The 12,452-nt window shown below is 62.9% G+C and carries 13 protein-coding genes; 7 read left to right on the top strand and 6 right to left on the bottom strand.

Features of this window, described 5'->3' with window-relative positions:
- Positions 1-14: 14 nt before the first annotated feature.
- Positions 15-1,196 carry a mannonate dehydratase gene (gene uxuA, locus E8Q41_RS04290; protein WP_137154273.1) on the bottom strand — a complete coding sequence of 394 codons (1,182 nt, stop codon included), beginning with the start codon at positions 1,194-1,196 and terminating at the stop codon, positions 15-17.
- A 123-nt stretch (positions 1,197-1,319) separates the two neighbouring features.
- Between uxuA and E8Q41_RS04285 the strand changes: the two genes are divergently transcribed.
- From E8Q41_RS04285 to E8Q41_RS04260, 6 genes are all read left to right on the top strand, one after another.
- Positions 1,320-2,039, top strand: a complete 720-nt coding sequence (locus tag E8Q41_RS04285) for a GntR family transcriptional regulator (protein ID WP_170976356.1) — start codon at positions 1,320-1,322, stop codon at positions 2,037-2,039.
- A complete protein-coding gene (locus E8Q41_RS04280; protein WP_137154271.1) occupies positions 2,039-2,824 on the top strand; it encodes an SDR family oxidoreductase in 786 nt (261 codons plus the stop codon). Before E8Q41_RS04285 ends, E8Q41_RS04280 begins: the two co-directional genes overlap by 1 nt.
- Before the next feature lie 94 nt (positions 2,825-2,918).
- Positions 2,919-3,992 (top strand): Gfo/Idh/MocA family oxidoreductase, encoded by a 1,074-nt coding sequence (locus E8Q41_RS04275; RefSeq protein WP_137154270.1) that lies wholly within the window; start codon positions 2,919-2,921, stop codon positions 3,990-3,992.
- Positions 3,992-4,813, top strand: a complete 822-nt coding sequence (locus E8Q41_RS04270; protein ID WP_137154269.1) for a sugar phosphate isomerase/epimerase — start codon at positions 3,992-3,994, stop codon at positions 4,811-4,813. The genes E8Q41_RS04275 and E8Q41_RS04270 overlap by 1 nt, the downstream gene beginning before the upstream one ends.
- Positions 4,810-5,631 carry an alpha/beta hydrolase gene (locus E8Q41_RS04265; RefSeq protein ID WP_348640006.1) on the top strand — a complete coding sequence of 274 codons (822 nt, stop codon included), beginning with the start codon at positions 4,810-4,812 and terminating at the stop codon, positions 5,629-5,631. The genes E8Q41_RS04270 and E8Q41_RS04265 overlap by 4 nt, the downstream gene beginning before the upstream one ends.
- On the top strand, positions 5,628-6,329 hold the full coding sequence (locus tag E8Q41_RS04260) for a ribulose-phosphate 3-epimerase (protein ID WP_137154267.1): 702 nt from the start codon (positions 5,628-5,630) through the stop codon (positions 6,327-6,329). Before E8Q41_RS04265 ends, E8Q41_RS04260 begins: the two co-directional genes overlap by 4 nt.
- A gap of 54 nt (positions 6,330-6,383) precedes the next feature.
- Here E8Q41_RS04260 and E8Q41_RS04255 read toward each other — a convergent pair whose 3' ends face one another.
- From E8Q41_RS04255 to E8Q41_RS04235, 5 genes are all read right to left on the bottom strand, one after another.
- Positions 6,384-7,172, bottom strand: coding sequence for a DeoR/GlpR family DNA-binding transcription regulator (locus E8Q41_RS04255; RefSeq protein ID WP_170976355.1), 789 nt, complete (start codon positions 7,170-7,172; stop codon positions 6,384-6,386).
- Between the two features lie 136 nt (positions 7,173-7,308).
- The gene (locus tag E8Q41_RS04250) at positions 7,309-8,055 is read right to left on the bottom strand and encodes an ATP-binding cassette domain-containing protein (protein ID WP_137154265.1); all 747 of its coding nucleotides are present in this window, start codon (positions 8,053-8,055) and stop codon (positions 7,309-7,311) included.
- Positions 8,048-9,112, bottom strand: a complete 1,065-nt coding sequence (locus tag E8Q41_RS04245; protein ID WP_137154264.1) for a ribose ABC transporter — start codon at positions 9,110-9,112, stop codon at positions 8,048-8,050. The genes E8Q41_RS04250 and E8Q41_RS04245 overlap by 8 nt, the downstream gene beginning before the upstream one ends.
- A 115-nt stretch (positions 9,113-9,227) precedes the next feature.
- Positions 9,228-10,217, bottom strand: a complete 990-nt coding sequence (locus E8Q41_RS04240; protein ID WP_137154263.1) for an ABC transporter substrate-binding protein — start codon at positions 10,215-10,217, stop codon at positions 9,228-9,230.
- Between the two features lie 140 nt (positions 10,218-10,357).
- Entirely contained in the window at positions 10,358-11,275 is a 918-nt protein-coding gene (locus E8Q41_RS04235; RefSeq protein WP_205910362.1) for a sugar-binding domain-containing protein, read from the bottom strand.
- 255 nt (positions 11,276-11,530) lie between these two features.
- Here E8Q41_RS04235 and E8Q41_RS04230 point away from each other — a divergent pair, with 255 nt between their 5' ends.
- A complete protein-coding gene (locus E8Q41_RS04230; RefSeq protein WP_137154262.1) occupies positions 11,531-12,448 on the top strand; it encodes a tagatose-bisphosphate aldolase in 918 nt (305 codons plus the stop codon).
- Positions 12,449-12,452 lie beyond the last annotated feature (4 nt).

Below are 12,452 nucleotides of genomic sequence, written 5' to 3'. Positions count from 1 at the left end.
GCGATGGGCGGCGATCACGCCGCCAACCGTTCCACGGCTCGCATCACGCCGCGGATTTCGGCCAATCCCTTCAGGCGGCCGATCAGCGAATAGCCCGGATTGACCCGCGCCTTGCCGATATCATCGGCAAGCAGATGGCCGTGGTCGGGGCGGAGAGGAATCCGCCAATCCTGCCGTCCTTCTTCCCTCCGTCGCTTCTCCTCCTTCATCAGCGCCATGATCACGCCGACCATGTCGCCGGAACCGTCGAGATGGTCGGATTCGTGGAAGGAGCCGTCGGGCTCGATCCGCACATTGCGCAGATGGGTGAAGTGGATGCGCGGACCGAATTCCTCGACCATGGCGACGAGATCATTGTCGGCGCGGGCGCCATAGGAGCCGGTGCAGAAGGTCAGGCCGTTTTCCGGCAGATCCACGGCGTTGAGGATCGAACGGGCGTCTTCGGCCGTCGAGACCACGCGCGGCAGGCCGAACAGCGAGAATGGCGGATCGTCGGGGTGAATGCAGAGCCGCGCCCCGCATTCGGCCGCGACAGGAACGATCTCGCGCAGGAAATGATGGAGGTTGCCGCGCAGCGTCGCGGCGTCGATTCCAGCGTAGTCGGCAAGCGCGGCGCGGAAGGCTGGGCGATCATAGGCGCGCTCGGTGGCGGGCAGGCCGGCGATCAGGTTCTTTTCGATCCGCGCCTGGGTCGCCTCGTCCATGGTTTCGAACCGAGCTTGCGCTTCGGCTATGCGTGCGGGGGAGTAGTCTGCCTCTGCGGCTTGTCTCGCAAGAATGAACAGGTCGTAGGCCGCGAAATCAATCGCGTCGAAGCGCAGCGCATAACCGGACGAGGGCATGCGATACATGAGATCGGTTCGGGTCCAATCGACCACCGGCATGAAATTGTAGCAGATGGTGCGGATGCCGGACTTGGCCAGCGCCCGGATCGTATCCTTGTAGCGGCCGATATAGGCGCTGCGCTCAGGGCCGCCAATCTTGATCGAATTATGCACCGGAATGCTCTCGACCACCGACCATTCGAGCCCCTCGGCCTCGATCCGCCGCTTGTAGCTCAGAATCTCGTCTTCCGGCCAAGCGGAGCCGTCATAGATGTGGTGAAGCGCCGAGACCACGCCTGTGGCGCCGGCCTGCTTGATATGGTCGAGCGTGACAGGGTCATTCGGCCCGTACCAGCGAAAACATTCCTGCATCATCATCCTCCCTTGCCGTAATGTTGGACCACAGAATGAGAAAGAGATCAATAATGATATCTCTGGTCCATCATGGTTGACGAAGATCATAAATTGGTCCAACAATTGAGACGGGAGGACAAGATGCAGATCGAGGCAGCGGAGAGCGGCGCTCGCAAGCCCGGCGGCTCGGCCGTCTCGAGGCTGGTGGAGCGGATTCAGGAGATGATCGCCGAACGGCGCTTGTCTTTCGGCGATCCTTTGCCGACCGAACGCGACCTCGCGCAGCAATTCGGAGCCAGTCGCAACACAGTCCGCGAGGCGCTGCAATATCTCCGCGCCTATGGGATCGTGGACATCAAGCCGAAGGCCGGCGCGGTTCTCGCCAACCGCCATTCCGATGCGATGTCGTCGCTTCTCACTCTGCATCACGCGATTTCGCCGGCGTCTTTTCGCGAAGTGCAGGGTTTTCGCAAGGTTGTCGAGACGGGCGCAGGCGAAGCCGCGCTGCTGACGTTGACGGAGGCGCAGCTTGCTGACCTGGACGCAGCCAATCTCCGGATTCTCGATAGCGCCACGGTCGCCGAAGCGGCGGAAGCCGACTACGCCTTTCACGAAAAACTGGTGGGTTTGGCGGGCAATGCCGTGCTGCTCGCGAGTTATCGCCACCAGCGGCAATCGATGTTGGAGCTGATGCGGCTCGGCAAGGAGACACGCTTCGTCAATGAAGAGACCTGGCGAGAGCACAAGTCCATCGTCGAGGCTCTCCGGGCGAAGGACCGGATCGCCTATGCCTATCTGCTGAGCCGGCATCTGGAATACGGCATGCGTTTTGTCCGCCCCGAGGCGGATCGGGAGGAGTAATCGTGGAGTTTTCAGGAAAGATCGCCGTAGTGACGGGAACGTCGGGCATCGGCCGCGCGGCGGCGATCGCGCTGGCGAAAGAGGGCGCCACGGTGACGGCGCTCGGCATCGATCCCAAGGCGAATGCGGAGCTGGCCGAAATCGCCGCTGGCGAGGCGCTGTCCCTTGCCGTCCGGCAGGCCGATGTCGCGGATGAACATCAGGTGGCTGCCGTATTCGAGGCGCTTGGACGCGAGCATGGTGGTCTCGACGTCATCGTCAATTCGGCGGCAGTGCACCCCTATGGCACGGTGGTCACGACCGAACATGAGATTTTCCTGCGCGCCTATGCGGTCAATGTCGGCTCGATCCAGCTGACCGGCAAATACGGAATACCCCTGATGGAAAAGAAGGGCGGCGGCGCGATCCTCAACATCGCCTCCGTGCAGGGGCATGCCTGCCAGAAGAATGTCGCCGCCTATGTCGCGACCAAAGGCGCGATCCATGCGCTGACGCGGGCCATGGCGCTTGATCACGCTAAAGCCAATGTGCGGGTGAATTCCATCAGCCCCGGCTCTGTCCGCACCCCGATCCTCGAACTCGCCGCCCGCACCTTCGACGGCGACGACGCCGATGTCGAGGATGCCTTCCGCCGTTTCGGGGCTGCGCATCCTATCGGCCGCATCGGCGAGCCGGAGGAAGTGGCGCGCCTCGTCTGTTTTCTGGCGTCGGAGAAGTCTGGTTTCATCACCGGCGCGGATTATCGGATCGACGGCGGGCTGCTTGCAGGTCTCGGCGTCGCTTGATCTGAATTCAGCATTTATGCGTTTATCTGCTCATATCGCTTGACATTTCGCAGAAGAGCGCATTTCTTTCCTGACGGATTTTTGGGAGGAAACCGTGAAGAAAGACAGCCGGCAATTGCGGGTCGGCGTATTGGGTTGCGGCCCGATCGCCCAGTTCGCGCATTTCGAATCCGCCGTGAAGGCCGCCAATTGCCGCCTCTACGCAATCTGCGACGCCGCCGAGGATCTCGCCCGCCGCATGGGGGCGACTTACGAGCCTGACAAGATCTATCTCGACTATGACCAGATGCTCGCCGATCCCGAGCTTGAAGCGGTGATCATCGCCACATCGGACGCATTCCATGTGCCGGCCTCGATCAAGGCCCTGGAAGCCGGGAAACATGTTCTCTGCGAGAAGCCGATCGGCCTTTCCGTGGAGGAGGTCGAGACCCTCCAGGCCGTGGTGGAGCGCACCGGCAAGGTGCTGCAGATCGGCCATATGAAGCGCTTCGACCCCGGCATCGAGGCGGCGAAGAGCTTCATCGACCATGATATGGGCGAGCGCCTGGCGTTGAAGGCCTGGTATTGCGACAGCACGCATCGCTACACGATGACCGATGCGGTTCAGCCCCTGCCTGTTTTCAGCAAGGCGGCGCTCAAGCCAAAGGAGAATCCGAAGGCGGATCTCAAGCGCTATTACATGCTGGCGCATGGCTGCCATCTGGTCGACCTCGCCCGCTATCTCTGCGGCGAGATCACCTGGGTGCGAGCGCGGTTGCTCGAGCGGTTCGGCGCCTATTCCTGGTTCGTCGAAACGGAATTCGCCGATGGGTCTCTCGGTCATCTCGACCTGACTGTGGCGGTGCGGATGGATTGGCACGAAGGCTTCCAGCTCTATGGCCAGAATGGCAGCGTCACCGCCAAGACCTTTAACCCCTGGTATTACCGGTCTTCCGAAGTCGAGATCTTCGACGAGCGAACCGCGACCTATCATCGCCCGCTCGGCGCGGATGGTCATTTCTACCGTCGCCAGCTCGAAGGCTTTGCCCGCGTCATTCTCGACGGCGCGCCCATGCAGGGCGCCAATATCGTCGACGGACTGGCGAGCGTCAGGGCCATGGCGGCGATCGCCCGGTCGGCCGAGAGCGGCGACAAGATCTTTGTCGGAGAGATCAGGGGAGCCGTCTGATGAAGATCGGCATTTTCGCCAAGACATTTGCCGGCGAGCGCCCGGGACCGGTCCTGTCAGCTGCCAAGGCTGCGGGCTATGACTGCGTACAGTTCAATTTCGCTTGTTGCGGCCTGCCTCCGATGCCGGACAGTCTCGACGAGGCCGTGCTCGAAGATATCTCGGTGGCGCGCCAAGCGTCCGGCGTCGAGATTTCGGCACTGTCTGCGACCTATAATATGATCCATCCCGACAAGGCCGTTCGCGCCGAGGGCCTCGTCAGGCTCGGCGTCGCCATCCGCGCGGCCGCCGATCTCGGCATTCCCCTGGTGACTTTGTGCACCGGCACGCGGGATGCCGACAATCAATGGCGGCATCATCCTGACAATCAGACGGAGGAAGCCTGGCGGGATCTCATCAAGGAGATGGGCCGCGCCGCGACGCTTGCCGAAGCGCATTGCGTCTCCCTTGGGATCGAGCCGGAGCAGGCCAATGTGATCCGCGACGCCGATGACGCCGCACGGCTTTTCGCCGCCGTGCCCTCGGACAGGCTGAAGATCGTGCTGGACCCCGCCAATCTGTTCGAAAAGGCGAGCGTGGAAGAAGCCCGCGCGATCGTGGCGGCCGCAATCGACGCGCTCGGTCCGCGCATCGCCATGGCGCATGCCAAGGATCGCGACGCCGACGGCGCGTTCGTGACCGCCGGTCGCGGCGTGGTGGATTTCCCGGATATGTTTCGCCGCTTGAAGGCAGTGGGTTTCGATGGTCCTGTGGTGACCCATGGACTGTCGGAAGCGGAAGCGCCGGAGGTTTCAGACTTTCTCCGGAGCCTGGCTGTATGATGGCGGACAAACTGACACTGGTCTCGACGCCGTCGCTCCATGTCGTGGATATCGGCTCGGGCGCGCCTGTTGTCTTCCAGCATGGCCTGGGCGGCGACAGAAACCAGATCGCCGACAGCTTTCCCGCCGATTTGCCGTGCCGGCGCGTCACGGTGGAATGCCGAGGCCATGGGCTCAGCCCCTTCGATCCCAAGGGGCGTTATTCCATCGCCCGCTTTGCCGATGACGTCATCGCCACGGCGGACGGTCTCGGCCTCGAACGGTTTTCGATAGGCGGCGTTTCCATGGGCGCAGCCGTCGCCCTCAACATCGCCTGCCGTTTTCCCGATCGCATCGACGCGCTCGCGCTGGTGCGTCCCGCCTGGCTTACGGCTGCCGCGCCCACCAATATGCAGCCATTCGTGGCGGTCGCCCACCATCTCCGGGCGCATGGGGCGGAGGGGCGCGACAGTTTCGCCGCCTCCCCGATCGGGCTTTATCTGGCGGAGCACGCGCCCGACAATCTCGTCTCGTTGCTCGGTTTCTTCGCCCATCCCGAACCGGATCAACTCGCCGCTCTCCTGCTGGACATCGCGCTTGATGGCCCGGGGGTGACGGAAGAGGATCTTGCCGCCATTCGCGTCCCGACATTGACGGTCGGGCACGGGGTCGACGTTGTCCACCCGCTCGATTACGCGCGAAAACTCGCCTCGTTTATTCCCGGCGCGGTCTGCGCCGAAATCACGCCGAAAGCCGTGGATCGCACGGCCTACGCCGCCGAACTCAAAGGCGCGCTATCCGCCTTTTTCCGAATGACATCCAGGGATTCCCGATCATGAGCCTGAAGCCCAATTCCGACTGGTTCGACACTTTGCCGCGCGAGCGCCTGATGGCGGAATATTCGCTGTGGTCGGCCGACCTCGCCAATCTCGAAGCCGATATACTCAGGGTCGACGACTTCGTCGATCTCTATCATGCGGACGCCGCAGACGGCCGTTTCGCCCCGTCCTTCCTAATGTTTCCCGATCAGATCGCCCGCATCCGCAAACTCACGGCCAAGCCCATCCATGTGCATCTGATGATCGAGGGCGACATCCTGCTCAGCCAGATCCGCCAGTTTGCCGAAGCCGGCGCGGACCTGATTTCCTTCCATCCCGAGACCGGCGACGTCACCAGCGCAGGGCTGGATCTGATCGCGGAATTGGGCGTGAAAGCCGGGCTGGTGTTGCGGCTGGAGACGCCGGTGTCGGCGCTTGCGCCTTACGTGTCCATGCTCGATTTCGTCACGCTGCTCGGCACGGCCATCGGCGTCAAGGGACAGGGCTTGTCGGAAACCGCCTGCCCGAGGCTTCAGGAAGCCGGGGCGCTCATCGCCGCCTCCGGCCGCGACAATGCGGTTCTGGCGGCGGATGGTGGTATCCGTGAGACGACGGTTCCGCTGCTCCGTCAGGCGGGCGCTCAGACGGTTGTGATGGGCTCGCTCGCCTTCAACGATCCGGATCTGCCGGCGCGCATGGCCTGGCTGCGCGCGCTATAAGTTTGTTTTCACGCAATTCCAGCAAAACCGCTCCACGCTTTTGCTGGAATTGCTTTAAGCGACAATCAGCTGGGTTCCGGCCTTCTTCATCGCCTGAGCGATCGGCTCGGGCGGCCATTCATCGGTGATCACCACGCCGATCTGCGCGAAGGTGGCGATCTTGGCGAAGGCGGTGACGCCGAATTTCGAATGATCGATGAGCGCGATGGCGCGGCTGGCGATCTTGATCATCGCCGCCGTCTCCGAGGCCTCGTCGAGCCGGCCCATGGTGACGCCGGCGATCGATAAGCCGGTGGCGCCGATCACGGCCGTGTCGGCGCTGATGCCGGAGACTTCGGGAAAGCCGACTGCGCCGATCGTCACCTGCGACACCGGCCAATAGACGCCGCCGAGAATATGCAGCGCCCTGACGGCATTGTCGGGCGCAACAGGCGGAATGCGGAGATTGTTGGTGATCAGCGTCAGATCACGGCGTTCGCCCAGCGCTGCGGCAAAATAGCAGGTGGAGGAGCCGCCATTGACGATCAGCGTTTCGCCATTGCGAATGAGCGAGGCCGCCTTCTTGGCGATCCGCTGCTTGGCGGCGGTATAGGCGTCCATGCGGCTGCCGAGCGTGGTGTCGACGCGCACCAGCGCATCGTTGAAAACGGCGCCGCCATGGGTGCGCAGGAGAAGCCCGCGCTGCTCGAGCTGATCGAGATCTCGCCGGACGGTGTCGCGGGAGACAGAAAGCTGCTCCATCAATTCGTTGACGGTCAGTTGTCCATGCTGCCGGAGAAGATCGATGAGGCGGTTTTGCCGCACCGCCGGCAGCGCGGCGCTGGCCGCCGTCTCTTTCTGCATGTCTATTCCCCTTGATGACGCGGGATGCCGTCGCGTCCGCGCTTTTCGCCTCATATCAAGGGCTGGTCGCCTTTGCCAAGGCTTAAGGAGGACCCGGCGCTTGAGCCGGAGCCTCCGATATCGAAGCGCGTGGCGATCAGCCGCCGATCATCAGCTTGACGATCTCGTCATGCGTCGTCTCGGCAATCTGTCTTTCGCCTGCGACGACCCCGCGGCGCAGCACCACGATGCGGTCCGAGACGGCGAAAATGTCCTGCAGGTTATGCGAGATGAAGATCACGCCCTTGCCCTGCGCCTTCAGCGCCTTGATCAGCGAGATCACCTTGCGCTGTTCGGGCACGCCGAGCGCTGCGGTCGGTTCGTCCATGATCAGGATCTTGGCGTTCCAGTAGACGGCGCGGCCGATGGCCACCGCCTGCCGCTGGCCGCCGGAGAAGTTGCTCACCGGCGCGTCCAGCCGTTTGACGTGGAAATCCAGCTTGGCCATGGTTTCCCGCGCCGCATCCGCCATCTTCTTGCGGTCGAGCGCCGGCAGGAAGCCGAACAACTTGCGCATCGGTTCGCGGCCGAGAAAGATATTGGCGCCGATGGTGAGATTGTCGGCGAGCGCCAGATCCTGATAGATCGTTTCGATGCCGAGCGCGCGCGCCTCTTGCGGCGAGCCGAACTTCACCTCCTCGCCTTCGATCAGGATTTCACCTGAAGTCGGCGGGTAAACGCCCGAAAGCGCCTTGATCATTGTGGTCTTGCCTGCGCCGTTGTCGCCGGCCAGCGCCACGACTTCGCCGGGGCGGACCGCCATGGAGCAGCCTTCGAGGGCCCGGACCGCGCCGAAATGACGGGAGAGATTGCGGACTTCGAGAAGGGGCGTTTGACTATTCATCCTGCTTGCCTCCGCTGAACCGGCGCTGGGCCTGGTCGATCAGCACGGAAATGATGATGACGACGCCGACGGCGATGAACTGCCAGAAGGGTTCGACATCGATGAAGACGAGGCCATATTGGATCACGGCGATGACGAGAGCGCCGGCAACCGTGCCGATGATCGAGCCCGAGCCGCCGAAGAGCGACGCGCCGCCGATGACCACGGCTGCAACGGAATCGAGCAGCAGAGGCTCGCCCGCTTGCGCTGCGCCGGCGGTGAAGCGGGCCGCATAAAGCGCGCCGCCCAAGCCAGCGCACATTGCCGAGAGGACATAGAGCTTCAAGATATGCGCCTTGATGTCGATGCCGGCCCGGCGCGCCGCCTGGGCATTGGCGCCGATGGCGTAATTGTGCTGGCCGAACCGGGTCTGGCTGAGCACATAATGCATGGCCAGCACGAAAACGGCGGTGACGATGACCAGATAGGGCACGCCGAACAGACGGCCATTGCCGAGCGCCGCGAACCAGGAATTGTTGACCGGCACAGTGGTGCCGCCGGCGAGAAGAAAGGCCGCACCGCGGGCGACGCCGAACATGCCGAGCGTGCCGATGAAGGGCGGAATCTTGAGCCGGGAAATCAGGAGGCCGTTGACTACGCCGGGAATGGCGGCGGCGGCGATGGCCGCCAGAATGCCGAACAGCATGGCGAACGGCAGCGGCATGTAGACACCGGCGATATTGGTCAGATGCGCGGCGACGACGGCTGCGAGGCCCATGATGAAGCCGGTGGAGAGATCGATGCCGCCGGAAATGATGACAAAGGTCTGGCCCACCGCGATCAGCAGCGGCGCCACGGCGAAGATCGCCACCGATTGCCAGTTGAAAGACGAGAAAGCGAAGGTGCCGCCGAACGAAATGCGGGACCAGATTTCAAAAATGATGATGAGGGCGGCCAGAAACAGCCAGGCCCTGAGTTGGGCGATCCGCTGCAGCAGCGTCTTGCCGGCTTCGGCGTGGTCGGCCTGCGGCGCGACGTGTTTTTCGGCCTCGGTCGTCATGGTTGCAATATCCGTCATTGGTTTTCCCGGGTTCAGTCCCGGCGACCGGGCGAACAACATCGCCCCGACGCGTCAAACGAGGAAAAGCGGCGCCCATCGCGAAGCGTGGGCGCCGAGGCTCAGGGAGTATGGGTTATTCCGAGTAGATGAACTTGGCGACGTTCGGATCGGACAGGTTGGACTTGTCGATCACGGTAAAGCCGGTGCCGATCGAGGTCGGCACGGAATTGCCGGTCAGATGGGCGTAGGCCGCCATGACGCCGAAATAGCCGATTTCGGCGGGATGCTGGGCGATCGCCAAATCGACCAGGCCTGAGTTGATGTTGTCGACAATGCTGCCGGGCGCGTCGAAGGCGACGACCCGGACCTTGCCGGTCTGGCCCGCCTGCTGGACGCCGTTGGCGGCGCCGAGAGCCGAGAACAGGTTCGCGCCGAACACGCCCGAGAGATCGGGGTTACGGGCGTAAACGGCCTGCAGCTGAGAGGCCGCCTTGTTGGCGTCGTTGTCGTTATACTGCGTCTCAAGCACGGTGATGCCCGGATGCTTGGCCATTTCGGCCTTGAAGCCTTCTTCGCGCTGATCGGTCGTCGAGATGCCCGGCTTGACGTTGGACACATAGACCTTGCCCTTGTCGCCGATCGCAGCGGCCAGAGCGCGGGCGGCGATCGCCCCGCCGAGCACGTTGTCGGAGGCGACATAGGAGATCGGGAAGTCGGCGTCGCCGGCGCCCGTCTGATACTGGCCGGTGCCGATGAAGGTGTCGACGGTGATCACCGGAATGCCGGCGTCGGCGGCCTTCTTGAGCGGCTGAACCAGTTGGGTTTTGTCGGTGGGGGCGATCAGGATCGCGTCAGGCTTCTTGGCGATCACGGCGTCGAGCACCGGAACCTGCGTGACCGGGTTGAAATCCGGCGCGCCCTGGAAGACGAGTTCGGCGCCCACGGCCTTGGCGGCGGCTTCCGCGCCTTTGCGCATGGTGATGTAGAAAGCGTCCGTGGTCAGGCCCGGAATGAGGGCGATGGTGAATTTCTTGTCCTGCGCGCCAGCGCTTCCTGCCGAAAGCGCAACTGCGCCCGCCATTGCGAGCGCACCGGCCGCTTTAAAAAATGAACGACGCTCCATAGTCTCCTCCTCGAGATGTGCGTGTTGGGATAGCCCGATCCACTCCTCCTCGGGATCGTGCATGGCCCATATTCACGCTCGTTCAGAGCCGACGTCAAGTGAAATATTTTCCTGAAAGATATTTCGTGCGTTTTTTTGCGTTAATTGGGGTCGCCTTTTCCGCTGATCAGGTCGATGATCGCCTGCGCCGTGGTCGTGTCGGTCACAAGTGTGTTGATCATGCCGGATCGGACGGCGCCGATCACGCCCGCCGCCTTTTCGGGAGACGCCACGACGCCGATCGAAATCGGGGTGCGGCGCATCTGCTCCGGGCTCGCTGCGATCATCCTTTCCTCGCCGTCCCAGGGCAGCAGTCGACCATCGAGCGCCACGTAATGGCGGATCACATCGCCGGCGGCGTCGATCAGGGCCTTTTCGCTTGCCGTGGCGGCGCTGGCTTCGCTGGGTTGGGGCGCATGCGTCAGACCGATGCCGACGATCGCGCAATCGAGCCGGTCCCAGAGCGCGATGGTTTCCTTGACCGACGGGTCCGACAGGAATGCATCGCGAAGTTCCAGCGAGGAAAGATAGGGCGCGTGCAGGAAATGCGGTTGGCCCCCGATTTGCTCGGCTGCGAGCCGGACGAATTCGTTGATCTGAAAATGCGGCGCCGCCTGTTGCATGCCGCCATTCAGCGGCACGACCTTGGCGTCGCCGAGCGGCGGCAGACCGGCCAGCACCACTTCGCGCACCGCCCGCCCCCAGCCAAAGCCGATTACGGCGCCATCGCCGAGACCCGCCGCTTTCAGCAAACCGCCGAGCGGCTCCGCCAACGCGCCGAGCACCCCGCTTTGCGGCGTGTCGATCACCGCGGCAGCTTTCAAGCCAAGCGCCGCCATCAGTTCAGCGGTGATCTCTTCCGGAGACACGAGATCGATCACGTCGATGCGGACAATGCCGACCGCTCTGGCCTTTTGCAGCATGCGTGAGACCGTTGCGGTGGAGATGCCGAGCTTCCGCGCGATATCGATCTGCGCCATGTCGGAGACATAGTGCAGTTTGGCCACCATATGCAGCATGGCGCGGGTCGCCGGCGTTTCCTGAGCAGGTTGGGGAGGCAGCTTGCAATTCCTTTCAGAAACGTGTTACACGATTGCCAGAGGAGTTATCGCCGAAAACCATCAGATTGGCAACGCCAGGAGAGTCGCTGTTTTCAGCGATGCAGGCCGGAAATCAGAGCATTTCCGGCAATGGACTGTTGTTGCCTGCTGTTTCGGCGGAATCGACCACACATGATGCATCTGCGGGCATAGACCCGCCATGGGAGAAAGACGATGAGCGTGATGACCACAGCCGAACTGCGTGGCTACCAACAGATTTGCGGCGACAATGGCGCGATGATGGTGATCGCCTGCGACCAGCGCGGCGGCATGCGGCAATTGCTGGCGGCTGATCCCGAAGCGCAGGCCAAGATCGGCAATGACGTGCTCGGCGACACCAAAGCCGACATCACCCGCTATCTCGCCTCCGAGGCTGGCTGCGTGCTGGTCGATCCGGTTTGCGCCGTTCCGCATCTCGTCGACAATTGGGTCCTGCCGCGCAACACAGCGCTGCTGATCGGCCTGGACGCATCGGGCTGGGACGTGTCGCCCGAGGGCTACCGCATCTCCAAGCTTTGCGAAGGCGTCAATGCCCGCAAGGTGCGCGAACTCGGCGGCACCGGCGGCAAGATCATGGTCTATCTCCGTTCCGACAAGCCCGAGGCCAACACCCGCAATCTCGAAATCCTGAAGGATTGCATCGATGATTTCGCGCGTGAAGAGCTTTTCCTCGTTGTAGAATTCCTGACTTATCGGCTCGAGGGCGAAAGCAAGGAAGCCTATGAGGAGATCTTCCCGCAGCTCATTCTCGATGGCTGCAAACTCAGCCTCGACCTCGGCGCCAAGGTGCTAAAGATCCCTTATCCGGGTTCGGATGACGCCTGCGCCGCTGTCACCAAGCTCTGCGGCGACACGCCCTGGGCGGTGCTGTCGGCTGGCGTCGATCATTCCACCTTCCTTGTGCAGGTGGAGAGCGCGATGAAACATGGCGCTTCCGGCGTGATCGCCGGCCGTTCCCTGTGGAAGGATTGCATTTCTCTCGATCGTTCCGTCACCAAGTCCCGCCTTCAGGAAATCGCCGTTCCGCGCCTGCGCGAGATCCAGGCGATCATCGACCGCTACGCCAAAGTCCAGCGCCGCCAGGCGGCGTGACGGG

Source organism: Rhizobium sp. FKL33, from assembly GCF_005222915.1.
Lineage (GTDB): Bacteria > Pseudomonadota > Alphaproteobacteria > Rhizobiales > Rhizobiaceae > Rhizobium_E.
The sequence above is the reverse complement of the archived record's forward strand: the minus strand, read 5'-3'. Positions and strand labels throughout refer to the sequence as shown.